At 60.9% G+C, this 23,906-nt stretch carries 25 protein-coding genes; 7 read left to right on the forward strand and 18 right to left on the reverse strand.

Annotated elements, in window-relative coordinates:
* Positions 1–38 precede the first annotated feature (38 nt).
* Complete coding sequence (locus tag RAD15_RS05535) at positions 39–287, forward strand: DUF2130 domain-containing protein (RefSeq protein WP_458175212.1); 249 nt, start codon at positions 39–41, stop codon at positions 285–287.
* Positions 288–550: 263 nt separating this feature from the next.
* On the opposite strand, the gene RAD15_RS05540 is transcribed toward RAD15_RS05535, so the two are convergent.
* Positions 551–754, reverse strand: a complete 204-nt coding sequence (locus RAD15_RS05540) for a hypothetical protein (protein WP_458175214.1) — start codon at positions 752–754, stop codon at positions 551–553.
* Positions 755–788: 34 nt separating this feature from the next.
* Between RAD15_RS05540 and RAD15_RS05545 the strand changes: the two genes are divergently transcribed.
* A complete protein-coding gene (locus RAD15_RS05545) occupies positions 789–1,136 on the forward strand; it encodes a FadR/GntR family transcriptional regulator (RefSeq protein WP_458175216.1) in 348 nt (115 codons plus the stop codon).
* Between the two features lie 437 nt (positions 1,137–1,573).
* On the opposite strand, the gene RAD15_RS05550 is transcribed toward RAD15_RS05545, so the two are convergent.
* Genes RAD15_RS05550 through RAD15_RS05570 form a run of 5 tightly spaced genes read right to left on the reverse strand, consistent with a single transcriptional unit; the run spans position 1,574 to position 6,232 of the window.
* The gene (locus tag RAD15_RS05550; protein WP_458175218.1) at positions 1,574–2,575 is read right to left on the reverse strand and encodes a branched-chain amino acid ABC transporter permease; all 1,002 of its coding nucleotides are present in this window, start codon (positions 2,573–2,575) and stop codon (positions 1,574–1,576) included.
* A gap of 15 nt (positions 2,576–2,590) precedes the next feature.
* Positions 2,591–3,448, reverse strand: coding sequence for a branched-chain amino acid ABC transporter permease (locus RAD15_RS05555; RefSeq protein ID WP_458175220.1), 858 nt, complete (start codon positions 3,446–3,448; stop codon positions 2,591–2,593).
* Positions 3,445–4,167, reverse strand: a complete 723-nt coding sequence (locus RAD15_RS05560; protein ID WP_458175222.1) for an ABC transporter ATP-binding protein — start codon at positions 4,165–4,167, stop codon at positions 3,445–3,447. The genes RAD15_RS05555 and RAD15_RS05560 overlap by 4 nt, the downstream gene beginning before the upstream one ends.
* On the reverse strand, positions 4,164–4,916 hold the full coding sequence (locus RAD15_RS05565) for an ABC transporter ATP-binding protein (protein WP_458175224.1): 753 nt from the start codon (positions 4,914–4,916) through the stop codon (positions 4,164–4,166). Before RAD15_RS05565 ends, RAD15_RS05560 begins: the two co-directional genes overlap by 4 nt.
* 5 nt (positions 4,917–4,921) lie before the next feature.
* Positions 4,922–6,232, reverse strand: coding sequence for an ABC transporter substrate-binding protein (locus tag RAD15_RS05570; RefSeq protein ID WP_458175226.1), 1,311 nt, complete (start codon positions 6,230–6,232; stop codon positions 4,922–4,924).
* Positions 6,233–6,448: 216 nt separating this feature from the next.
* Here RAD15_RS05570 and RAD15_RS05575 point away from each other — a divergent pair, with 216 nt between their 5' ends.
* From RAD15_RS05575 to RAD15_RS05585, 3 genes are all read left to right on the forward strand, one after another.
* Positions 6,449–6,982, forward strand: coding sequence for a 2,4'-dihydroxyacetophenone dioxygenase family protein (locus RAD15_RS05575; protein WP_458175228.1), 534 nt, complete (start codon positions 6,449–6,451; stop codon positions 6,980–6,982).
* A gap of 8 nt (positions 6,983–6,990) precedes the next feature.
* Positions 6,991–8,040 (forward strand): 2,3-butanediol dehydrogenase, encoded by a 1,050-nt coding sequence (locus tag RAD15_RS05580; protein ID WP_458175230.1) that lies wholly within the window; start codon positions 6,991–6,993, stop codon positions 8,038–8,040.
* Between the two features lie 168 nt (positions 8,041–8,208).
* Positions 8,209–9,183 (forward strand): helix-turn-helix domain-containing protein, encoded by a 975-nt coding sequence (locus tag RAD15_RS05585; RefSeq protein WP_458175232.1) that lies wholly within the window; start codon positions 8,209–8,211, stop codon positions 9,181–9,183.
* A 128-nt stretch (positions 9,184–9,311) separates the two neighbouring features.
* On the opposite strand, the gene RAD15_RS05590 is transcribed toward RAD15_RS05585, so the two are convergent.
* The 4 genes from RAD15_RS05590 to RAD15_RS05605 all read right to left on the reverse strand — a co-directional run bounded on the left by RAD15_RS05590 (position 9,312) and on the right by RAD15_RS05605 (position 13,757).
* Positions 9,312–10,427 (reverse strand): iron-containing alcohol dehydrogenase, encoded by a 1,116-nt coding sequence (locus tag RAD15_RS05590; protein ID WP_458176058.1) that lies wholly within the window; start codon positions 10,425–10,427, stop codon positions 9,312–9,314.
* A gap of 2 nt (positions 10,428–10,429) precedes the next feature.
* Positions 10,430–10,654: a hypothetical protein gene (locus tag RAD15_RS05595; RefSeq protein ID WP_458175234.1), complete on the reverse strand. Its 225-nt coding sequence runs from the start codon at positions 10,652–10,654 to the stop codon at positions 10,430–10,432.
* Entirely contained in the window at positions 10,651–12,243 is a 1,593-nt protein-coding gene (locus tag RAD15_RS05600) for a phytoene desaturase family protein (RefSeq protein ID WP_458175236.1), read from the reverse strand. Before RAD15_RS05600 ends, RAD15_RS05595 begins: the two co-directional genes overlap by 4 nt.
* 65 nt (positions 12,244–12,308) lie before the next feature.
* Positions 12,309–13,757: an aldehyde dehydrogenase gene (locus RAD15_RS05605; RefSeq protein WP_458175238.1), complete on the reverse strand. Its 1,449-nt coding sequence runs from the start codon at positions 13,755–13,757 to the stop codon at positions 12,309–12,311.
* 236 nt (positions 13,758–13,993) lie between these two features.
* Here RAD15_RS05605 and RAD15_RS05610 point away from each other — a divergent pair, with 236 nt between their 5' ends.
* A complete protein-coding gene (locus RAD15_RS05610; protein WP_458175240.1) occupies positions 13,994–14,617 on the forward strand; it encodes a TetR/AcrR family transcriptional regulator in 624 nt (207 codons plus the stop codon).
* A gap of 52 nt (positions 14,618–14,669) precedes the next feature.
* Here the strand turns inward: RAD15_RS05610 and RAD15_RS05615 are convergent, their stop codons facing one another.
* The 3 genes from RAD15_RS05615 to RAD15_RS05625 all read right to left on the reverse strand — a co-directional run bounded on the left by RAD15_RS05615 (position 14,670) and on the right by RAD15_RS05625 (position 18,331).
* Entirely contained in the window at positions 14,670–16,022 is a 1,353-nt protein-coding gene (locus tag RAD15_RS05615) for an MFS transporter (protein WP_458175242.1), read from the reverse strand.
* Positions 16,023–16,091: 69 nt separating this feature from the next.
* The gene (locus tag RAD15_RS05620) at positions 16,092–17,216 is read right to left on the reverse strand and encodes a cytochrome P450 (protein ID WP_458175244.1); all 1,125 of its coding nucleotides are present in this window, start codon (positions 17,214–17,216) and stop codon (positions 16,092–16,094) included.
* Positions 17,217–17,281: 65 nt separating this feature from the next.
* Positions 17,282–18,331, reverse strand: coding sequence for a hypothetical protein (locus tag RAD15_RS05625; protein ID WP_458175246.1), 1,050 nt, complete (start codon positions 18,329–18,331; stop codon positions 17,282–17,284).
* Between the two features lie 143 nt (positions 18,332–18,474).
* On the opposite strand from RAD15_RS05625, the gene RAD15_RS05630 reads away from it, so the two are divergent.
* Complete coding sequence (locus tag RAD15_RS05630) at positions 18,475–19,131, forward strand: TetR/AcrR family transcriptional regulator (RefSeq protein ID WP_458175248.1); 657 nt, start codon at positions 18,475–18,477, stop codon at positions 19,129–19,131.
* A 199-nt stretch (positions 19,132–19,330) separates the two neighbouring features.
* On the opposite strand, the gene RAD15_RS05635 is transcribed toward RAD15_RS05630, so the two are convergent.
* From RAD15_RS05635 to RAD15_RS05655, 5 genes are read right to left on the reverse strand one after another with little or no spacing between them, the layout of a single operon-like run.
* Positions 19,331–19,888 carry a YbhB/YbcL family Raf kinase inhibitor-like protein gene (locus RAD15_RS05635; protein ID WP_458175250.1) on the reverse strand — a complete coding sequence of 186 codons (558 nt, stop codon included), beginning with the start codon at positions 19,886–19,888 and terminating at the stop codon, positions 19,331–19,333.
* A gap of 36 nt (positions 19,889–19,924) precedes the next feature.
* A complete protein-coding gene (locus RAD15_RS05640) occupies positions 19,925–21,115 on the reverse strand; it encodes a M24 family metallopeptidase (RefSeq protein WP_458175252.1) in 1,191 nt (396 codons plus the stop codon).
* Positions 21,112–22,083, reverse strand: a complete 972-nt coding sequence (locus tag RAD15_RS05645; protein WP_458175253.1) for a D-2-hydroxyacid dehydrogenase — start codon at positions 22,081–22,083, stop codon at positions 21,112–21,114. Before RAD15_RS05645 ends, RAD15_RS05640 begins: the two co-directional genes overlap by 4 nt.
* Positions 22,076–23,380, reverse strand: coding sequence for a TRAP transporter large permease (locus tag RAD15_RS05650; RefSeq protein WP_458175254.1), 1,305 nt, complete (start codon positions 23,378–23,380; stop codon positions 22,076–22,078). The genes RAD15_RS05645 and RAD15_RS05650 overlap by 8 nt, the downstream gene beginning before the upstream one ends.
* The gene (locus RAD15_RS05655; RefSeq protein ID WP_458175255.1) at positions 23,377–23,898 is read right to left on the reverse strand and encodes a TRAP transporter small permease; all 522 of its coding nucleotides are present in this window, start codon (positions 23,896–23,898) and stop codon (positions 23,377–23,379) included. Before RAD15_RS05655 ends, RAD15_RS05650 begins: the two co-directional genes overlap by 4 nt.
* Positions 23,899–23,906: the final 8 nt, after the last annotated feature.

Raw genomic sequence — 23,906 nt, forward strand, 5'->3', positions numbered from 1 at the left:
GGCAATTCGCCGACAGGCCTCCTCAAGTTCCGAGGCCGATGAGGCGTAGGAAATCCGGAAGTACGACGCAAGCCCAACTGCCATTTGTCTCTCAAGCTTTACCCAAGCATGTCGAGCAGTTCGACCTCGTCGAGGGCGTGTGGGTCGCTCATCCTCGTTGCGCTCTTTCCGTCGCCGTGGCCCTCCGCCAAGGTCTAATCGACGTGAGCAGCTCACGATTGGTCCAGCAGGATCAGCAAACGAAAATGGAGCAGATTCTATCACGATCTGACCGGCACCAAGTTTAGGCAACGCATGGACGCCGTCGTCGAGAAATTCAACGATATGCGGGACGGCCTCGACAAGGAGCGCAAATTCATGGGGCGTCAGTGGGCCAAGCGATAAACACAAATTCTGTCCGTGCTTGACTCCACAGTAGGCGTGGTCGGCGATTTGCAAGCGATCGCCGGCAAGGCCAGCCTGAGATCCCGAGCCTAGACATGCCAATGTTGGAGGATGGAACCGATCTTCAACGGAGAGTTGGATAAGCTGTAACCGTCCGGTGAAGCTTTCAATTACCCACAGATTCTCCTCCGACCATGACACCTAGCGCTATGTCGGTGAGGCGTGACAGCCCGCGCCACATGACGGTGTTGCCGGGTGGCGGATCGCTGGCGCGGGCGAGATAACCGCCGAGCCGGGCGACCTTGATCAGATAGTGCGAGAGCGTTTTCCGTCTTGCTTTTTGTCTGTCGTTGACGAGGCGATCGAGCACGCCGATTTCAGTCGAATGCGCTCGATTGGCTGCGATGAACGCGACCGGTGATCAAATTGAGTCAATGCGCCAAGTCGCCAAGCGGATTCGTGCTTCCCAAAACTGGACGGCTTACAAACAAGGTGACAGGCAGCTGCATGAACTCATCGCGGAGGCTTCGGGAAACAAACTACTGAGTGTGCTCCAGCGCATCGTTGAGGAAGTACGGGCGTCGATCGTCTGGGACAAGCTGGACACCAGTTCGCCGGCACCGCCCAGCGATTATTGGTCCTTCGCAGAACACGACAGGATCATCAAAGCTACCGCAGGCCGCGACCGCGATGCAGCCTCAGAAGCGATGCGTTGTCATTTGAGAACGACCTACGACCGCCTGCTCGCGTAGAATCCGGAGTAGACCCAGTGTTGTGGGGTAGGCAAGTATTGGTGTTCTTGCAAATTGCGATCAGATGGAACGATTTGATATGAGCCGAGCGCCCTCCAGCAGCTGCTGGCAAAGCAATCGGGCTCTTCGACGCGGACACTGTCCACGATCTTCCGAGGTCGTCTCGAACTATTTTGTTGGTGAAAACCGATAGTGGCGTCTGTTGAAAAGTCTCCTGCCGTTTATTTCGAAGGTCTGGCTCACCACATCGGACGCGAGCGACGCCCGAGGCCAAGCTAATAGCTGGTAAGTTTCTCTACCGTGTTTGATGTTTGCTGCATCCACGGCTTTCGTGCCGTTCACCCCGACGACGTTGGCGTCGCCGAAGTCGCATTACATGCGACGGTGGCGCAACGCTGTCGATCTGCCCCGCTTCTGCACTCTTGATCTTCTCCCACTCATTGGGAATGATTGACCACGATGCGAGTCACGGGAAACCAGGGCCAATTCACCAATCTTGAGAGCAAACTCCAGATACCGCCTGGCGAAAACAAGGCCATAACGAGGGTCAGGAGGCCGAGAGCGACAAGGTAGGTTGCCCCGAACTGCCCGAAAAAGCGTGTGGCAAAGAAGTACAGCAGCGCACCAATGATCGGTCCTTCCAGCCTGCCGACGCCTCCGACCATCACACTGAAAATGCAAATCGAGGACCAGTAGGGATCGAAGCCTGCGTCGGGCGTGATCCGCAACTGGGCCATGTAGTACAATGCCCCGGCCATTCCCGTTCCGGCCGCCGCCAGTACCCAGATCATCAGTCGGATTCTTTTGACGTTCACGCCTTGACTCGCGGCGGCGGTTGGCTCATCGCGAATCGCCGTGAGAGCGAGCCCGAAGCGCGAGCGAAGAAGCACATAGGAGCCTCCGACCGTCAACAACAGCAGGAGCGAACTCATCATCGTGAGCCCCAAGGCCCGTTGATCGGGCGTGTACTGCGCCATCACGCGCAGTGACATTCCCGATCCGCCATTCACATAGGAGATGTTTGCCGTCAGGAGCCTGAGAGCTTCCGCAAAGACCCAGGTCCCGATGGCGAAATAAGGACCCTCAAGCCGACGCAGCAGCATATAGGCCGGGATCGAAACTGCGGCTGCCGCGAACGCGCTGAGTGGTACCGTCCAAAACGGATTGAAACCCATGTTGTTGGCAAATACGAAAAGAACGTAGCCGCCGACGCCGATAAATGCCTGCTGGCCGACAGATACGAGGCCCGCATATCCCGCAAGCAGGTTCCACATCTGCGCGATCGCAATGAGACAGCTCAGTTCGATGACCCATCGAATATGACCGTTGCTAGCCCAGTATGGCATGGTCGGGATTGCAATGACAATCAGTACACTCATCACCAGCGCAATGACGCTGGAAGTCGTCTGCCGCCGCACAATTACATTGGAATCAGTCATTGATTTGCCGGCTGCTCAGGTGCGGGACATCAGGCCCTGCGGACGCAAGGCAAGCACGAGTAGAAAAACGATATGACCGGACAGGATGCCCCATCCCGGATCGGCTCGAGAGCCGACCACCTGTGCGACGCCCACGATCATCGCGCCAAGAAACGCGCCGCTGATATGGCCCATGCCTCCGATGATGACTGCTTCGAAGGCGTAGATGAGCTGAGCGCCACCATCCGCGGGGGCCACCGTCGTGCGGGTCGCCTGGCAAAAGGCTGCTGCGCCGAGAATGCCAACTGCAATGGCGGTGGCCAGTGCATAGACGCCTTTGGTGTCGACCCCCGATAGAGTTGCGGCCTCTCCATCGGCCGCAGCGGCCCGCAAGGCACGTCCGAACTTCGTGAGTTGGAGCGCGAAGTGAAGACAGGCTGTTAGGGCCACTGCGAAGGCAAACACGCCGAGGGGCAGAACTCCCAAATAGATCGGACCGAGTTCAATCGACATGGACGAAAGTGTGCCGAGTGAGAGTGACCTCGTGTCGGCCGACCAGATCTGCAGCATGAGGTTCTGCAACGCGATCGACAGGCCAAAAGTAGCAACAAGAGAGGGCAATGGGTCCGCCTTTACGACTCTATTCAGGACTCCCCGCTGAAGAGCCCACCCGATGAGAACGCCCACCGGCACCAGCAGAACGGGAGCAACAAGCGGCGACACTCCGAGCATGCCAACAAGAGATATTCCGAGAAGCGCCAGCAGAATGACGAGATCGCCATGCGCGATGTTGACGATTCGCATCACACCGAACATCAACGCCATTCCCAGAGCATACTGCGCATAGAGCCCGCCCAGCAGAACACCCTGAACAAGCGCGTCCAGCCACATCATGAATGTGCTCCAAAGTATGCGCGGGAAATCTCCTCGTGAGCGATCTCGCGGGACGGACCGGACAGCGTCACGCGCCCTTCCAGCATACAGTACAGGCGATCACTGGAGGATTTTGCGAGAGACACGTCCTGCTCGACGATCACGATGGACGTGCCGCTCGCACGGATCTCGGGAAGCTTCTGGTAAATCTCTTTGACGACCTTGGGCGCAAGACCCAGTGAGATCTCGTCACAAAGAAGCAAGCGAGGCTGTGCCAGCAGGGCACGGCCTATTGCAACCATCTGCTGCTGTCCGCCCGACAGTCTTTCGACTAATTCGCGACGGCGCTCCTTCAAGACTGGAAATAGCTCTTGAATTCGCGGGATCGTCCATCGCGATGTTCGCCCGACATCGGTTCGTGCCCAGTCAAGGCAGACGCGTAGATTGTCCTCCACTGTCATTCCCCTGAACAATCTGCGCCCTTCAGGAACCATTGCGAGCCCCTTGCGCACCAGGGCATACGCTGGAGTTCTCGAAGTAACTTCGCCTGCAAATGCAATCTTGCCGGCGCTGGGGGATATGAGACCTGTGACGGTCTTCAAGAGCGTGCTCTTGCCCGCACCATTCGCCCCGATCAGCGCAACAACTTCACCGGCTGCGATTTCGAACTCGACATTGAAGAGCGCTTGAAAGTCGCCGTAGGCCGCGCACAGATTCCTTACCTCTAGGATCGCCGTCATGCCTCGATCCCCATGTACGCCCGACGAACCTCCGGATCGGCCATAACGTCACCTGGCCTGCCATCCGCAATCTTGGAGCCGAAATCGAGAACCATCATGCGGTCTGCGACTGCCGTCAATGCATGGACCACGTGCTCGATCCAGATGATCGTTACCCCGCTATGTTGAATTTTTCGAATCAACGAGACCAGATCGGCAGCTTCTTCATCGGTCAGTCCGCCGGCGATTTCGTCAAGCAGCAGCAGCTTCGGTTCACCTGCCAAGGCCCGCGCCAGTTCAAGTCTCTTGCGGTCGAGAAGGGTCAGCGAGCCTGCCGGGCGGTTCGCCCGGGAAGACAGACCACAATCCTCAAGGACCGCCAGGCAGGTTCGATATGAGTCGCGTTCCGATTTCCCCGCCGAGAACATCGCCGAGACCAGAAGATTCTCAAAAGCAGTCATGGCCCCATACGGACGCGGGATCTGATAGGTCCTCCCGATTCCAAGCGCGGCTCGTCGATGGGCGGCCAGCCTTGAGAGTGGCCGGCCCGCGAGTGTGATCTCACCTGAACTTAATCCGAGATCGCCGCTGATCAGATTGAAGAGCGTAGTTTTGCCTGCTCCGTTCGGACCGAGCACCCCGAGCACCTCGCCCACTCGGACATCGAAATCGACATTCTTCACCACCTGCAAGCCAGCAAACGACTTCGAGACGCCACGAGCGGAAAGCAGGATCGCGCCCACGGCACGATCCTTCAGTTCGACCGACATCCGGCTCACCAAGCCATTGGCATGAGCTTACCCTCAGGCTCCATGATCGGATAAAGCGAGGTCTCCACGATCTTGAGATCGAACGGGCGCTTCTCGCCCTTAACCCACTGGCCCCCGAGGATCGGCGTCTTGGAGACGTTCGGGTGCACGCCGCCGAACTTCACCTGGCCAATCAATGTGTGCAGATCCGTCGTCTTGAGCGCATCCCGAATCGCTCCGCGATCCAGCGGATCATGGCTCCGCCGCAGCGTGTCGATGATGATCTCCCAAATGGCATGCGAGTATCCGAGCGGCTGCGTCCATTGTTTGCCGGTTGAGCTTTCCCATTTTGCCGCAAGTTCCGCGGATGTCTCGCCGGTCAGCGATGATTTGTAGGGGAAAGAGGGTGTCCACCACACCTCGGTGCTCATTCCCGTTCCGAGCGGACCGATCGCTTCGACCGCAGACGGGAAGAGCAGCCCCGCTGCAGCGGTGACGACGCGCGGCTTACAGTTTTGCTGGGCGGATTGAAGCACATAGGTTTTCAGATCGCCCGGATAGACAAGGCCCCCGAGTATATCGCAGCCGGCCTTCTTGAACTCCGCGATCTGCGCCGAAAAATCATTGGTGCGAGGTTGAAACTTGCTTGGCGCCGTAACGTCGAAGCCCGCTTTGCGCATGGACGGCGGCAAGCCGATCTTCTCGTCTCCCCACACCTCGCCGTCCGTATTCCTGGGAAGAAGCAAGCCGACTTTGTGATTGCTTTCGGCCGATCGCCAAACGTTGACGTACGTGCCAATGATGTCCTCAAGGCCCCAGAAGAAATGGTAAGTCCATTGGAACTGGCCGCCGCCGCGCGGCATGATCACGGCTTGCCACGGCGCCGTCGATGACACGCAGGGAACGCCGTAGAGCTCGGATTGCTCGGACACCGGGAGCGTCACGTCCGTTGTCGAAGCAGGCACCATCAGATGAACCTCGCCGTTCTGGATCAATTCGCCGGCAAGCTCGGAGGCGCGATTGGGGTTCGACTGTGCGTCACGGTCGAGTATCTCGATCGAGTATTTCTTGCCGCGGATTTCGAGACCGTCTGCGAGGAATTTGCGGATCCAGTTCAGAGCGTACTCGTCCGTCTCGCCGAACTGACTAAGTTGCCCGGTACGCGGACTCACAAATCCGATCTTGATCGTGCTGGATGATTTCGCTCGCAGGACTGCGGGGGCTGCAAGCGCCGCCACACCCGCCGCCAAGATCGACCGACGCGTCATACCATTGAGACGCTTGCTGTCCATATTCCCCTCCTCTGTTTCCTCTAGCCATGCTTCTTCGAGCTGCATTGGCCGCCGTATCCGCGTCCGCGACACGCCTGGGCTGGACCGGCGCGCTCAAGCAGCGGCTCGGTTTCATAGCCGAGGCTCCCCGCGTTGTCCCGAGCCAGAACCAGCCATGTCGCTATGAGCGAAACGATCGGCCGCTCTGGATCAAGCAGCCCTGCAACAGCCTGCGCGCCGTTCGTGTAACAGTGCCCGCCTCAACTCAAGCGGAGGATTCCGATGCCCGAGGCGGCCACAAACGAATTCTGGAAGAGCATCAAGCCGATCGAGAAGATCTTCCAGCCAGACGCGCAGCCTGAAGTTTACATCCCGAACGCGCCCATCGACGACGAGCGCTATTACGTCCCGCTCACGGAAACGGTTTCAACGCGTCCCCTCTGGATCTCGCCGACGCAAAACCGCTGGTGCGATATCCTGATGGCCAAGAAGGCCGGGCTGGTAAATCGCCACTACCATCCTCATCAGGTTTTCGCCTACACGATCTCCGGCAAGTGGGGGTATCTCGAGCACGATTGGACGGCGACCGCAGGTGATTTCGTCTACGAGACCCCCGGCGAAGGCCATACGCTGGTCGCGTATGAAAGTGATGAGCCGATGCGTGTTCAGTTCAACGTGACCGGGCCTCTCATCTGGCTGAACGAGAAAGGTGATCCGGACGGATATTTCGACGTGCATACGTACATCGACCTAGCGCGTAAACATTACGACAAGGTCGGCATCGGCGCGGCCTACATCGACAAGCTATTCCGCTGAGGTTTGCCGTGGACGACCGTCGGTTTGCCGCCGCCGTTTGGTACGGCGCGAGAGATATCAGGGTAGAGGCTCGACAGCGCGCTCCGCTCTCGGCCCGTGAACTGCGCATCAAGGTCGCAAAATGCGGGATTTGTGGAAGCGATCTCCACGAATACGTCAACGGCCCTCACGCGATCCCGGTGTTACAGGAGCACGCGCTGTCGCGGCGCAAAGCGCCAATAGTCCTGGGACACGAGTTCTGCGGGACTGTGAGCGAGGTGGGCAGCGGCGTGATCGGCTTCCGAGAAGGCCAGCGGGTCGTCGTCGAGCCGGAGTACCGGTGCGGAAGCTGCAGCGCTTGCCAGCGCGGGGAGTACAATCTTTGCGAGTCGATGGGCTTTGCCGGGCTCATGGGCGATGGCGGCATGGCTGGCGAGGCCACGGTTCCGGCCTATATGGCCCACGCGCTTCCCGATCAGGTGTCCTTTACCCAGGCTGCTGTTCTCGAACCAGCTGCCGTCGCCCTGCATGCCATCCGGCGGAGCGGCTTGGGCGCCGGAATGCGCTGTGCCGTGGTGGGCGCCGGGCCCATTGGACTGTTGATTGTTCAACTGGCAAGGCTCGCGGGCGCGCGCGAGATTGTCGTCAGCGACCTCTCTGACGCGCGCCTGCAAATGGCTACTCGGCTCGGCGCCACCATCGCGGTGAACACCGGTCGCGATTCTCTTTCCGACCATGTCCGGGACGTCGACATCTCTTTCGAAGCCGTCGGCGTTCAGTCCGCCCTCACAAGCGCGTTCAATGTGCTGCGAAAGGGAGGGCGCCTGGTCCTCGTCGGCCTTTTCGGGAAGCCACCTAGTCTGGACGCTTTCGGGCTGGTGAATCGGGAGATCGATCTGATCTCAAGTGTCGGCTACCGGCACGTCTATTCGGACCTTATCGCCCTGGTCGCTGCGGGTCTGTTCGATCCGTCAAACATCGTAACCCGAGAGATCCGGCTGGCGGAAGTCGTCCAAGACGGCTTCGAGCGTTTGCTGTCCAACCCGGCAGATGTGAAAATCGTCGTAAATCCCGAGTGATATCAACTTGGATTCAGGAGAACAGACCACGTAGTTTACCGTCCTGGTGCAGACGTTCGGTTTCTGGTGCCTGTTTCGAAGGCAAGCGGACGGCCTTATCGCCGTTGAACCAGTTGAGCCAACCGGCTAGCATGTTGCAAAAATATGCACGTATTTCCGGGAGGGGACATGCAAGCAGCTTGCCTTGCCGAGCAGGGCCGTGCGGGAGGGCCTATCAAATTCGACACCGCGGCGGTTCCACCGCTCCGGCGCATCAGCTTTTGGGAAGAAAAATGCGCTGATAGGGTCGTCGGACTTCGGTGCACGTCGCTTGAGCCAAGCGGGCTTCAGGCTAAGTTTCAGTACGTCGATTTCGGCGCAATGAAGCTGATCGATATCGCGGGTGGACAGCATGTCGTCGAGCGCACTCCCGACCTGATCCGCAGGATCGAAAAGGATGCGGTTTTCCTCACCTTGCTGAGCCGTGGCAAGGCGTTCGTCAATAGGGCCAACGACTGTCTCGTACTCAACGAGGGAGACTGCGTCCTCTACGACACCAATCAACCCTACATGCACGGTTTCCCGGGGGAGATGCGGCACGTCATATTCGAGCTTCGCGGTGAAGACTTTCGACAACGCTTCCCAGCCTGGAATCTCAGCAAGACATTCTGTTTCGACGGTGCGCTTGGCGCCGGGCGATACGTATCAGAGAGTCTGCGGAAGATTCTGCGGCGACATCATCCCTTTAGTGAGAACAGCGCTCTTGATCAGACGATAGAAGACGAGGTTTGGAAAGGACTGGAACTTGCCTATGAGACGATCAGAGGCAGCCGCACCAACTATCAGTTGCTCATGATCGAGCGGATCAAGCAGCTTATCTTGGCTAATCTGCGCAATCCCAAGCTCGGGCCGAAATTCATAGCCGACGAGATGGGGCTCGGCGCACGCCAACTTCACCGGCTTTTTGGAGACGAGCCAGAGTCCCTTTCTGAAACGATCATGCGTTTGCGGCTCGAAAGGTGCAAGGAGGATCTTCTCAGGCGCGATCGCCTGAAAGCATCGGTTTCGGAGATTGCTTATTATTGGGGATTTACGAATCTCGCGCACTTCTCTCGCAGGTTTAGCGAAGAGTTTGGCTCCGCTCCATCGAAGATTCGACCCTAAGCATTTTCGCCCCACCCAGCCACTTGGAAACATTTCGAACAGTCCGGCAACGCCGGACATCAATTCCGGTTTCACGGAGAATGCGTCGTAGGGGGCAACCGCATCTGCGAGCGCGTCTACGAACCGGTTCAGCTTGACGCGACTGATGCAAGCATCTCCTCGAAGTCAGCTGCGGAGGGGGCATACCGGCTCGCCCGGTTGAAAGGGCTCGCCTCACATTGGCGCGCCAGCGCCTTCATATTTCGAATTTGATAGCCCGCCTCGTGCAGGGTGAGGGGAAGGCCAACGCCCCGCATGAGGACACGCAATCCGCCTTCGACATCGGCCGCTCCCGGAAGATCCATTGCCCGTGCAACAGCTCCGATTTTGTCCGGAACGTGGATCGTCTGAAAGCGAACGGTTGCCAAGACGCCGATGGCCGACAATACGCCATGATGCAGCCCCTGATCCCCGCAGCTGATCGCGATCGCGTGGCCAGGTCCGAGGCCCTTGCCGATCGCAGCTCCCCCTTCAAAGGCAGCCATCATCACGTTTTGTCGCGCGATGATATCGCCGCCATCAGCGACAGCCGCACGCAGGTATCGGCAAGCCCGCCCAATTCCGTCCAGCGCCATGGCATCGATGACCGGAGAAGCTGGTTCGGCGAGAAAGCCCTCGATACAATGCGTCAGCGCATCGAGCCCGGTTGCCGCGGTGAGACGAGTCGGAAGCGTGAGCGTCATCATCGGATCGCAGATCGCGACCTTGGGAACGACGTGCCGGCTGGTCACCCCTGAGGACAGACTCGTGGAATCCGGATGGACGCCGGCATCGGGCGACGCTTCGCTACCCGTGCCAGCCGTGGTCGGAATCACGATGAGAGGTGCGACTCGCGGTCCGATGCGCTCGGAAAAACCCACGTAATCGGCCGCCGTCCCGCCTTGCCTGGCAAGTACGGCAACGATCTTGGCGCTATCGATGACCGATCCGCCGCCGATGGCCACGACGCCGTCGCATTCCGCCTCACAGAAGCGGCTGAACGCCGCGTCGACGCCGGCGAATGTCGGATTCTCCGGTATGGCGTCGAAGACGACGCCGCGGCTCGTGCCGAGCACGGCGCTGGCGCGTTCGAAGGTGCCGCTCGCGACAACGCCCCGGTCGGTCAACAGCAGCGGATTGTCGACGTTCAATCGGCTGAGCTCGCCGGCGAGCTCGCGCACCGCTCCCGCCCCGAAGTGCAGCGCTGGCAGCTGGAAGAATTGCACGGTCAAGATCGCCCTTTCGCTGACCTAGTAAACAGCATCGTCAAGACTCGCCAAGCAAGCCTCGGCGTCAGGAAGGCGAACCCGGCGCGCAGCTCTTCCGGGCGCAAGATCGCCTTCATCGGCATGCTGCCCATGATCTTGCCCTGGATGAGCACGCCGTCGGGATGGGTCTGGACTGCGGTGACTCGCAGCAACTCGGCTTTTTCTGGCGTGTAGATCTTCATCATCGAGCCGTCAGTTTGTCGAAATCGATGCCGAGATCGTCGCAGATCCTGATCGCGGTCGCCCGACCCGCACCGCTGACGCTGGACACATTGATGGCCGTGCCGGTCAGGTAAAGCCGCTCCACCCCGGGAACGCCGAGTCCGGCGAGCTCCGGCGTCGGACGGTGCGCGCCAATCTGGTGCAGATACTCGCCGAGGCCGCTCACATCGCCGCGTTGGAACATCGGCGAATGCCGCGAAATCTCCAGCGGCGTGTCGAAGCGACGGCCGATGATGTTGGCGTCGTCGATATTCGTGGCGTATTGGCGATAGCGCTCGAGCAACCAGTCGGCGACCTCCTGCTGGCGATCATCCCACGCCGATGCTCCGCCGTTGCGAAGGTCGAACGGACCGAAGCCGTAGACCGTGATGGCCGCACTGCCGGCAGGAACCTGGGTCGGGTCGAATTGACACTGCATGTGCGAGGCCATGATCGTGTCATCGGAGCCCTCGGCCCACATATCGCCGTACCTGAAGTTGTCGAAGACGCGCAGGAAGCGCTCCAGCGTCGACGGTGCATAATTCGCCAAGATGACGCGCCCGGCCTCGTCGCCGGCGCGGTATTTCGGCGGCTCGCGAAGCGCCATGTGCTGCGGCATAATCGCGAAGGCGCCGGTCTGGGTTCGCTTGGCGCGCGAGACCAGACCTTCGTCCAATCCGTCGACCAGATTCCCCAACAGCCACGGATGGATCTGGCCGACGACGCCGTTACGCGCGCGGATGGTGCTGCCGTCGGCAAGGCGAACGCCCACGGCGCGGCCGCTTTCGACCAGGACCTTGACCACCTCGGACTTCTCGCGGAATTCGGCGCCGTTCGCTTTCAGGCAGCGCATCAGCGCATCGACCAGCGCGCCGCTGCCGCCGATCGGCACCCCGATCGGATAGGTGTGCACCATGCCGGGCATCGTATAGAGGATGAAGCCGGTACCTTTGTCCTCTGGCGCGGTCAGCGTCTCGGCCGCGAACTTCAGAAGGTGAATGATGAGCTTTTCGCTTTCGAACCATTCGCGGCAGATCTCGAGCTTGCTCATCTGAAGGGCGCGAAAGATCTCCCGCCCCTCCACGCTCTGATCCAGCAGAGCGAAGAACTGCCCCTGAGGCGGCGGCGGCACGAACAGGCTTTGCGTGACCAGCGGGACGATGTTCATGCTCATCCCCGCAAAGCGCCGATAGGCGTCGGCATCCTTGGGCGAGATTTTTGCGATGGACTGACAGGTTCGCTCCACGTCCTTGTAGGTGATCAGGCAGGTCCCATCATCGAACATGGTCGAGTAGACGGCATCGGGGTGCAGGTACTTCAGTCCATATTTGGACAACAGCCCCAGCTCGTCGTTCAGGATCAGCGGATTGGCCTGGATGTTGACGTGCAGCGAGGAATGCAGATCGAACTTGAAGCCGGGTGCAAATAGCTCCTTCGTCACGACGCCGCCGCCATACCAATCGTTGCGCTCCACGACCAGGACCTTCTGCCCGGCTTTGGCGAGATAGGCCGCCGCGGTCAGGCCGTTATGGCCAGAGCCGATCACCACGAAATCATACAGGTCCGTCGTCACGCGTTCTCTCCCGAAACAATGATGTGGATCAGGGCCGTCGATCGGCCCGCGCAGGCTTTGCGCCGTCAGATCGGATAATGCTGGGCCGGATCCTCGATCGTGACCCACTGCACATCCGTGAATTCGTTAATGCCGGACTGGCCACCAAAGCGGCCATAGCCGCTCGCCTTCATGCCACCGAGCGGCATGTGGGCTTCGTCATGAACGGTCGGTCCGTTGATATGACAGCATCCGAAATCGAGGCGTTCGGCGATCTGCATCGCGAGCTTGACGTCGCGGGTAAAAATCGCGGACGACAGGCCGTATTCGGTATCGTTGGCGACCCGGATGGCCTCCTCGACGCCTTGGACTCGGACCATGCAGGCGACGGGGCCGAACGATTCCTCGTAGTAGATCTTCATCTGCGGCGTGACGCGGTCGAGCAACGTCGCATCCATGATGGCCGACTCGACCTTGCCGCCGGCCAGCAAATCCGCTCCCTTGGCGACAGCGTCCTTGACGAGCCCGTCGACCCGCACCGCGGCATCCGCGCCGATCAGAGCGCCGAGCGGCACGTCGCTGGCATGCGGGTTGCCAGCCACGATCGTCTTCGCCTTGGCCGCCAGCTTCTGGGCGAATTCATCGGCGATCTTGGTGTCGATCACGATCCGCTCCGTGGACATGCACACCTGGCCCTGATGGATGTAGGCGCCAAAGGCGGCGGCCCGGACCGCGTGATCGACGTCTGCATCATCGAGCACCAGCAGCGGCGCCTTGCCGCCGAGTTCGAGAAGCACCGGCTTCAGATACTGCGCGGCCAGTTGCGCGACGATGCGGCCGGTGCGGGTCGAGCCGGTGAAATTCACGCGTCGGACCTCGGGCGCGGCAATCATGGTTTCCACGATCCGGCCGGCATCCGCGGGCGCATTGGTGATGAAGTTGAGGACGCCTGGCGGCAGACCCGCATCACGCATCACCGAGGCTAGGAGGTACTGCGTGCCCGGGCTCATTTCCGAGGCTTTGAGCACCACCGTATTGCCGCAGGCCAAGGCGGTCGAAAAGGCCCGCACGGCGAGAATGATCGGGGCATTCCACGGCGCGATCGACAGCACCACGCCGGCCGGACGACGTATCGCGAAGGCGTAGGCACCGGGCTTGTCGCTTGGAAGGATTTCGCCCTTGATCTGCGTCGTCAGGGCGGCAGCTTCCCGCAGCATGCTGGCTGCGAGCCTGAGATTGAATCCGGACCAGGGTTTCGAGGCGCCGGTCTCCGCCGTCATGATGCCCTGCAGCTCGGCGGCCCGATCGAGCAGCAACGCGCTTGCTTTCTCCAGGATGTCCCGCCTTGCATTCGGCCCGAGCCTGCTCCAGGCGGGCAGCGCGGCTGCCGCCGACTGCACCGCGCGGCGCGCATCCTCGGGAGTCGCCGCCGCCGCGCGGCTCGCCACCTGTCCGGTCACCGGATCGCGACGCTCGAAAGACCGGCCATCGGATGCGAGACAATCCGTATTGTCGATGATCAGTGCCGTTTCCATCCCTTTGTCCTTCTTTCCGTGGACCAGCGAATTGGGCGCCCTCCAGAAACTGAGATCACTCTCAATTTCGTCATAGCAAAACTGAGAGCGTTGTCAATTCCGGCCGAGCGCTTTACGTCGCCGCTTCGGATGAGCTATGCCAGACAAGCGGGCGAAGAGGCGGGCCAGTGCGGACCAGGCGTTTCCAAACCAAGGCGAGCGACCAGGACAAGCGCTCTCGGACCAAGGCGTTGCTCATGGACGCCGCGGTGACCGCCTTTGCCAAATACGGGATTGAGGGCGCCTCGATCAGCGAGGTCACGTCCATCGCCAATGTGGCGAACGGCACGTTCTACTATCACTTCCGCGACAAGACCGAGTTGACCGACGCGGTCGCCCATGCGGTCGCCGCCTCGCTGGTCGGCCAGGTGGACGAAGCGATTCGAGAGGTCAGCAACGGTGCCGAGCGGGTGGCCCTGGCCACGCAATATTTCATCGGGCTGGCGGCATCGGATCCGGAATGGGGCTCGCTCGTTGCCGAGGCGATGATGGATACGGGCGAATTCCGCAATCAGATTTCCCGGGGAATTCGCAAGGACGTTGCCATCGGCATCGAACAGGGACATTTTGATGTGGAATTGAGCGAGTTGCTCTTGACCAGCGTGCTTGCAATCGTGGGAACGACCCTACGAGAGCGCCTGCGCCATCCGAAAGACTTGCGGCTCGAGAAAGACGCCGCCGAAATGATCCTGAGAGTGCTAGGCCTGCCGCCGCAAGAGGCGCGCGCGCTGCCGGCCCATGTGATCGCCAAATTCGGGGAGGTCGGCGCTTCCGAGCATCGACCGGCTCGGCCGGAGAAGCCGCGACGGACATCCGAGTAGCCGACTGCGTCGTCGCATCGAATGAACGGCAAGCTACGCCGGTCTATCAGCATCAATGCGCTGCCACGGTCATTCCGGGTGCGATGTGGATCCTGTTGCGATCGCGACTGAGCAGTAGAACTGCAATCGCGGCGACGACAGGCAGAAGGCCGAGCACCCAGAAAATCTCGCTGGCCCCGAGGCCGCCGCGCAGCATCCCACCGGCAATTAGCGGCATGCATACCTGGCCGCCGCGGGCCATAGCCAAGCCCCATCCGAGACCGGTCGAACGGATCAGCGTCGGATAGAATGCCGTGGTCAGTGCGATGACCCCAACCCCACCGCCCCCCAGAAAGAGGCCGCTGAAAAAAGCCGATGCCATGGTCAACTCAGCGTGATCGGGCAGCTGGCCAACGGCGGCGGTAAAGATTGTGGCGAGCACGAAGGCTGCGGAGAGCAACTTGAAGGGGCCGAGTTTGGCGATCAACACCCCGCACATCAGCATTCCCACGACAGCACCGCCATTGTTCAGCGCCACGACCGCAAAGGCCTGTGACGGCAGAAGTCCGTTCGGCCGCACCAGGAGCGTCGGCCCCCACAGGGGGATGAAGACCAGAATCGTAAAGGCGATGCAGAAGACGATCCATAGCAGGAGCGTTGTCGTCAGACGTCCTTCAGTGAATAGACTTCGAACCCCGGCATGGCCATGCATATGATCGGTCGCGATGAAACTGTCGTGCTCCCCGACCGCTCGCCCGGTGATCTGCGTGACGATTTCACGCACCCTGGTTCTGGCTTCCTTCCGCAGAGCGAGAAACCTGACGGATTCCGGAACCGTGAAAATCATGACAAGCGCAAGGAAAATCGGCAACACGCCGCCAACGTAGAACACGGACTGCCAACCATACACCTTGATCAGCCATGCCCCGGTGAAAGCGCCGGTCATGCCGCCGAGCGGGAAGGACGCCCACATGAGTCCGATGACCATTGGGCGCTTTCGGCTCGGCGTGTATTCGGCGGCAAGCGCTGTAAAACACGGGGCCGCCCCGCCGAGACCCAGTCCAGCCAGGAAGCGCAGCACGAGAAGCGCCCCGAACGAGGATACGAATACGGTCAGGAAGCTAAAGAAGCCGAACAGCACCGTCGAAATGATGAGGACCCGCTTGCGGCCGATGTGGTCGGCAAGCGTTCCAAGTGCCAAGGCGCCCGTCAATGCGCCGAGCAGACCGGCGGAAAAGATCGGAGCGAGACCGGCGGGAGTTAGCGAAAGGACCTTTGCGAGATCGGGAGCAGCAATGCCGATGGATTGGGTGTCGATCCCGTCGAGAATCGACGCGAGCCCGCATAGTATGACGACGCGGACCTGCATCGGGCTGAAACGAGACTCGTCGATCAGGCTGCCAACATCCAAGGCGCGCGACGTCATATCATCCTCCCTTTCAACACAGTCCCGCGTTGGTATCGGCTCGTTTTGCTTCGTTGTCGAAATCGCCGGTCAATGCACCGACACCACGCACTTTTCGATGCCCCGAAGCACGTTGTTCACGCCGCGTTTCATCTCGTGTAGTTCGAACCGTTTCACGCGTTTTGCCAAAGCTGTCAGAAGCGCGCGAATTTCCATGCGCGCGAGATTGTTTCCGACGCAGTGGTGCTCGCCGAAACCGAAGCCGAGGTGCTCGTTGCTGGCGTTTCGCATCACCCGGAAATTGTCTGGATCGCCCCATTTACGCTCATCGCGGTTGGCCGAGCCGTACAGGACGATTGCGCGAGAGCCGGCCGGCATGACCAGGCCGTCGATATCATGATCTTTCGCGACATAGCGCGAGAAGGCTTGAATGGGACTTTCGATCCTGACGACTTCGTTGATGGCCTGCGGCAGCAAGGCGGGATTGTTGCGGATGACATTCCACTCGTCGGGGTGGCGCGCAAACAACCAGATCGCACTGGTGGTCGCGAAGATCGTGGTATCCAGCGACGGCCCCATATAGTCGTTCATCAGGAAGGGACAGATGTCTCGGTCGATCTCGCCGCGCTCAGCGGCGTCCCAGACCATTTGCGCCCAGCCGCCGGGCTTCAGCTTGCCGGGCACGCATTGAGTGAATGCGTACTGAACCATCTCGCCGACGATCGGAAAGGCGGCCTTCGTCCGTTCATTGATCGGGCCGAAGCAATTGAAATTCGCGGGCGCCCAATCGAGCATCCGTTCGCGCCCCTCTTCGGGCAGCCCGACAAGTTCCGATACGATCGAGACGGGAAGATGCGGCGACAGCTCGGTTGCGACGTCGAATGTCCCCTTGGCCACGAGGCGCTCAACCAACGCCTCCGCCTCCGCTGTCACGCGTTCGCGCAAGGCGGAGATGGCCTTGGGCGTCAGCGGACGTTCGATCACCCGGCGCAGCACGTCGTGCGTCGGCGGGTCGCTGCACAGGAGGCCACCGCGGAGCTTCTCATTCATCTCGTCGTTCATTGTGACGCCGCCCGCCGACGAAAATACCTGGCAGTTCTCGAGCGCGGCGCGAACCCCGGCGTAGCGCGGCAATACGAACATGCCGTAAGCCTCGAGCCACACCACCGGTCCGAGGTCGCGAAGCGTACGGTACAGCGGAAAGGGATCGAGCAAGGCGTCGGTTGCGAAGAGCTCGATGGCTGAGGATGGCGCGGCACTCATGACTTCCTCCGAGTCGATCAGCGTTCCTGCACGACCGCTGCGTGCAGTTCCAGAAGGCGATAGACGACGTCTGATCGTCTTGCGCGCGCGAAGCCGCACTCGGTTGCGACACCGAAACGCGGCACGTATTTGTTGGCGAGCGCAATCCGTTGCCTGGCCCCCTCGATACCGTCGGAGGCGTGAAGCAGGCCAAGGTAGATTTGCGTATCCGGCGCGAGGTTGAACTCCCTCATTGGCGCGAAGAATTCATCCGTTGCGCGAGGCAAGGGAACGGGCAGATGGATATAGGAAACGGCGTGCCTCACACCTGACGCGATGGCATTGGCGATGTCCACGAGATGCCGCGCGGTAACCGGGTCGAAGAAGTGCTTGCCGCCAAAATCGCCATAGCAGAGGTGGACGCCGAGTTCGACGGCGTCGGGAACCCACGCGCACAGTCGGGGAAAGCGCGCTGCGATCTCCGCCCGCGATGCGTTCACTGCGGGAAACTGGTCCTGCGGCTGCCCGTCCCAGAGGATCATGTCGTGGCAGACGTCCCACTGCAGGCAGAGGTCATCATGCGGAATATGGCTGCAGATCGCGTCCACCTCCCGCAGCATCGCCGCTTCATAGGCACTTTCAATTGCCGCCACGTCAGTCGCCGTACAGAAGGCGTAAACGACGCTCATCGGCGTTGGCAGGCAGACCTGGAATCGCACATCGGGCGCGATGTCCCCGCGCCTCCGCGCCTCGACAAAATCCTGATAAGAAGTGCGCGCCTCCAGCGCATAACCGAGCTCGCCGAATCGCAACTCCTGCGCGTTGGCATCACTTGCGAGACAGAGCAGCGGGAAGCCCGAGGTCTTGCGCACGGCCCCGCTCGGATCGGGACGGAGGAAGGGACTCGCCCTGAGCAGGGGATATTGGAAACTGACCCAGAGGCGGCGCGGTCCCGGCTCGCCATCCGGGATGCGACGCAAGCAGCGGCCGAGTTGCTGTCCCACCGTCCGAAAGACCTCGTCAGCGGTCTCCAGGCCAATGCTGCCGACAAGATGCACGCCTTCCGGGCGATATTCGCTGTTTGTCACTTATTTCCTCCCAGTCGGGGGCCGAGCATCCGCCCGCCCTCAGCGCCGTCGCTCGTGAACAAGTCGGCGACCTATTATTATGATCATGATTATTTTTGACGGAGCCAGCGTCAAGTGCTTTTTTGACGGTCAGGAGGAATACAATGTCCCGTAAGCCAGCAAGGCCGCGAAAGGGTCGACGCGAACTCAACAAGGAAGACAAGCTGCGCCGAATTATGGGTGCAGCGCGGACCCTGTTCGTGACCAGGGGCTACGACGAGACCAGCACACGGGAGATCGCAAGGGTCGCCGGCGTGGCGCAGGCGACCTTGTTTCTGTATGCGCGTAACAAGCGCGACTTGCTGTTCCTCACCGTGAATGACGAGCTTGAACTCGCCTCTCATCGCGCTCGGGAGGCAATTGGTCTGGATATACCGTTCCTCGACAATCTCACCACGTCCTTGGGCGTCGTCTATGAGTTCTTCGGAAAAGAGCGCGAACTGGCGCGGCTGGTGCTGCGGGAGATGACCTTCTACGAGGCTGGCACGCAGGGAAAGCGATTTACCGAGACCCGAAGCCGTATGACGTCCATCTGCCGCGAAATCACGAAACGGGCGCAGGAAAGGGGCGAGATCGGCGACGTGTTGGAAGCCAGCCGCATCGCCTCGGTTGTCTTTGCAATCTTCCAAATCGAGGTTCGCCAATGGCTGGCGGCGCCGCCAAGCCCGGTCGCGAACGGGTTGCACCAGTTCCGCGAAAGCCTGGAGATCCTGCTCCAGGGGCTGTTGCCGCGGCCGCGGCCGCAAGCGCGCGGGCGCTGAAGAAGGTGAAGGTGCATCCGCGGACCGCGGAGGCTAGTTGCAACGAGCACGCATCGTGATGCCGACTTCAGCAGCATCCAGTCCGTAAATGATCATGATCATATAGTTGGACCGGTGCCTTGACCTGTCTGGGCCTTTCACCTGTGCCCGAGGGTTGTTCGGGCGGAGATTACCAGCCTGCCGCAGCGCTGCGCCACCGTCACGGATGGGCCTGTTGCCCAACCAGTCCTGCCGCTGCCTTGGCATGGCCCTTCAACGCCTGGAGCAATTCGTCCTGCGTGAGGCCGGGCGAAAGGGTCGCAGGTTCGAGGTCCGTCGCAATCAACGTGGTAACGTAGTGGTGCAGGCCGGTACCAGCCGGCGGACATGGTCCGGTATAGACGACAGTCCCAACAGTGTTCTTTCCGCCGACGAACTTGTCCGATGGAGCACTTGCCTCGCCTTCGGCAAGTCCGGTCACCGAGGGCGGAATACCGTACGCGATGAGGTGGGACACGCCGAGGCCGTTCATCCCCTGCTGATCGTATATCAGAAGCGCCAGGCTTTTCGTTCCTGTCGGAACATTCGACCAGCTCAGCGGCGGCGAAATATCGTCGCCCACGCAGTTCGGGTTCTTCGGATTTTTCCCACCGTACTTTTGCAGCAGGACGCCATTGTCCTCAAAGGCCGCGGAACGGATCTGGAAAACCTCTTGCGATGCAGCCGATCCGACCCACACCAGATAGCCTACCGCCGCAATCAAGCCTGCGCACTTCATCGATGCCTCCTCCCTGCAGCGTTGCTTTCGCCTGCACTACAATTCGAAGATCTTCTTCTCGGTTCGATGCAGGCATGGGCCAGGCCCATCCGCACCGATCAGGTAGTTGTCGCAGATGACCGCGAAGATGGAATCTGTCTCGTACCCCGGATGCACTGCCAGATGCATGCCGGCCGCAATAGTCATCGTCTCGTCGCGACGGATCAGCGGCCGCTCGACCATGTCGTAGCCTTGGCTGTGAGAGTAGAGGCGGATTTCCGGCGGAAGGCCTCGGCCAGTCATGTAATCACCGTGGGCGGCTGCGATATCGCTGGCCTTTGTCCCCGGCTTGAGCCTCGACAACGTGTGGTCCTGCGCTGCCTTCACCGCTGCAAAACCCTCGAGCAGTCCGGCCGACGCCTTGCCCAACACCAATGTGCGTGCAATCTCGCAGAAGAACCCGCCGGGACCGTTCACCTCGATCAACAGGGACAGGTGGTCCCCTTGCGCAAGCGTCCGGCCCTGAAAATGACGGCCCATGAATGGTGACCGGATGCCGACCTTCGCGGACGCGCCAAGGAAGATGCCCTGCTCGCTCCCGAGCTCCTGTGCCTTCATCTGCGCAGCCGCGGTCACGTCGATGTCACGCAGGCCGGGGCGAATGATCGAACAGACGTGGTTAAACACCTCATCCTGAAGGGCGGCTGCGCGGCGGATCAAACCCTGCTCTTCGGCACTCTTGATCGCCTTCAGCCCGTCGAGATCCTCGGTGACATCGACAATCTCGATGTTGGCGAGGCCGTCGCGCAGCACCTGGCTGAAGCCGGCAAGAAAGCCGGTGCCATTTGCAAGGCCGACCCTGCGCACCCCATGGGCACGCAAATCCGCCAGCGCGAGGTCGGCGTCGTAGCGAACCGTGTAGTCGATCGACGGGAACGATGGCGTCGTCAGGATCGTGCCGACACCGCGATGGATCGCATCCTCTCCTTTGAGAGATCGGCTGCCGCCGAAGACTCCCATCTCGACAACCGTCATCAGGTCATCGGCATAGAACAACACGGTGCGCGGATAGCCGTTGTTGGCCGGAATATCCGTCAGCCATTTCACGTTTCCGCCGAGCCAGTCATTGGTGGCCTGCACGAGGACTACATCGAGATCCCGCGTTTTCATCACGCTGCGCAGTGCCGACCAGCGTCGCGCCAGCTCCTGGTCGCTGATCCGGACAGGTATTCGCTCGTCCTTGGTCATGCCTTGGCTCCGGTCGGCGCGAGGGAAATTCGGTTCTGCATGCGCGCAATCTCTCCCGCGGCGAAAGCGCGCAGATTATGGACGACCAGCGGAAGGAGCTGCTGCGCGTAGCTGTCGCTCATGCCGCCGAGATGCGGGCTCACCAGCACGTTATCCAGGCTCCACAATTCGCTTTCGGCGGATAGCGGTTCGACCTCGAAAACGTCGAGACCCGCCCCTGCGATACGACGGGCCTTCAGCCGGGCGATCAGCGCGGCTTCGTCCACCACGGCGCCTCGCGCCAGGTTGATCAGGAAGCAGTGCGAGGGCAGCGCATCCATGACCTCGGCATTGATTAAATGGCGCGTTTGCGGCGTCGAAGCCGCCATCACGATCAGAAAGTCCGCCTCTGCGGCAGACGCGACAAGCTCGGCGCGGGCGCGGACCTCGTCGAAGCCCTCTCCCGACGTGCGCGCATCGCTGATTCCGATCACCCGCATGCCAAACGTCTTGCAGCGGCGCGCGAGCTCTTCACTGATGGCGCCGATCCCCACGAGCACAACGGTCTTGCCGAGCAGCAGCCGCTGAGGCCAACGCTCCCAACTGTGACGACGCTGGTTCGCGACCATGCGCGGCAGATCGCGCGCCAGCGCCAGCATGTGCATGAATGCCATTTCGGACATTTGCGGGCCATGCACGCCGCGGGCGGACGTGACGATCACCTGCTCCGGAAGGCCGAGTGCCAGGAGCGGATCAACCCCGGTGGTCAGCGCCTGGATCCAGCGGAGCTTCGGCGTCGCGGCAACCAATGCAGGCGTGATGGTCTGCGCCAGGCCGATGAGCACGCTCGCTCGTTCCGCCCGGTCCAGCACCTCGGACGCGGCGCTGCCCGTATGAATCCGAATGGTCGGACAGGCTTGTGCGAGACCTACGGCCAAACCGGGAACGTCTTCCGTGATGAGCACGATTTCAAGCGCGGCGTCAGCCATAGAGCACCTTCGGTAGCCACAGCGCGAGCTGCGGGAAAATCAATAACAGCGCGAGCAGCACGAAAGGCGCGATCAGGAATGGCAGGATGCCGCGATAGATGCTGCCGAGCCTGATATCGGGCACCTGCGCCTGGATCACGAACAGGTTCATGCCGACGGGCGGATGTATCAAGCCGAGCTCGACGACGATCACCACGATGATCGAGAACCAAACCGGGTCGTAGCCGTATTGCACGACCAGCGGCAGGAATACGGGAACGGTGATCAGCACCATTCCGATGCCCTCGAGGAAGCAGCCGATCAGGACATAGGCGACGATGATGATGAACATCACGGCCAGTCCAGGCAGGTGCAGCGACTTCGCGGTGCTGGCGAGGAGTTGAGGCAACTGCGTCTGGACGACGAAGTTCGCGAAATAGGTCGCGCCGATGATGATGGCGAAGAGCAGCGAAGAGGTGATCACGGCCCCCTCGACGGCCTCGAACAGTTGCGACATCGATAGGCGCCGTCCAAGGATCCCGAGCAGTATCGCACCAAAGGCGCCAAGCGCGGCAGCTTCGGTCGGGCTGAATATTCCACCGTAGATGCCGCCGATGGTCAACGTGAACAGCAGCACGAATTGCCAGGGCTGCCGCAATGCCGCCGCGCGCTCGCGCCAGCTCGAGGGCTTGCCGATCGGTGCGAGCTTCGGGTTGAGATGCGCTGTGACCAGCGCCAGCACGACATAGGCAGCCGTCAAGATCAGAGCCGGAAGCAGAGCCGCCGCGAACAGCTTCGGAACCGACTGCTCGGCAATCGCGCCGTAGATGACCAGGATGATCGATGGCGGCACGAGAATGCCGATGCTGCCGCCGGCTGCGATCGCTCCGGCAGCAAGACCGTCGGCATAATTGGCTTTGCGCATTTCCGGCAAGGCAATACGTGACATCGTGGCTGCGGTCGCGATCGAGGAACCGCAGACAGCGCCAAAGCAGGCCGAGGCGCCGATCGCAGCAACCGCAAGGCCACCTCTCACGCCCGAAAGCAGAACTCTCGCCGCATTGAACAGGTCCGCCGACAGGCGCGTGCTCGATGCGACGTCCCCCATCAGAATGAATAGCGGAACAACCGAGAGGGGATAGGAATTCGCGACGTCGAAAGGCGTCGTTCCAAGCGTCACGAACGCTGCCGACCAGCCGCTGATCATGGTGTTTCCGGCGAGGCCAACGATGATCAGCGCTGCCCAGACCGGAATTCGCAAAAACAGCAGCACGAACAGGGCAAGGACCCCGATGGCGCCGATCCATTGCACGCTCATGCGACCTCCGCGTCCTGTCCGTGAAGCGCCTGACGCCGTGGCGGAACGGGACGAAACAGAGGACCAAGGGCGGACAAGAGCGTGCCGATCAGACCAACGATCGCGAAGAGCCACAGCACCCAGATCTGCAGACCCAGCTCAAGCTTGCGATCTCCATAGTCATAGGCCTGCAGCGCCGGCGAGATCATCGCGAGGCTGATCAGCACCAGAAGGGTGATCGACACGATATCGGAGAGCCGGACGAGGACGCGCTCGACTGAGGGGCTGACGACGGAATCGACGATGTCGATCACGATGTTCTTGCGGGCAAAGAAACTTGCCGACAGGCCGTGGAATACGAACACAACCAGACAGGCCTCGACGATGTCGTAGGCACCCTGGATCGGCCTGTTGAACAGGAAGCGCATGGCAACATCGACGCAGGTGCTGCACATCATGATGACCAGGGCGACCATCGCGAGGCGCACCTGCGCGTTCTTCAGGCGCGTCGAAAAACGTTCGAGCGGACCGACCGCCATGCGAATCT

The sequence above is a fragment of the Bradyrhizobium sp. 14AA genome, from assembly GCF_054185205.1.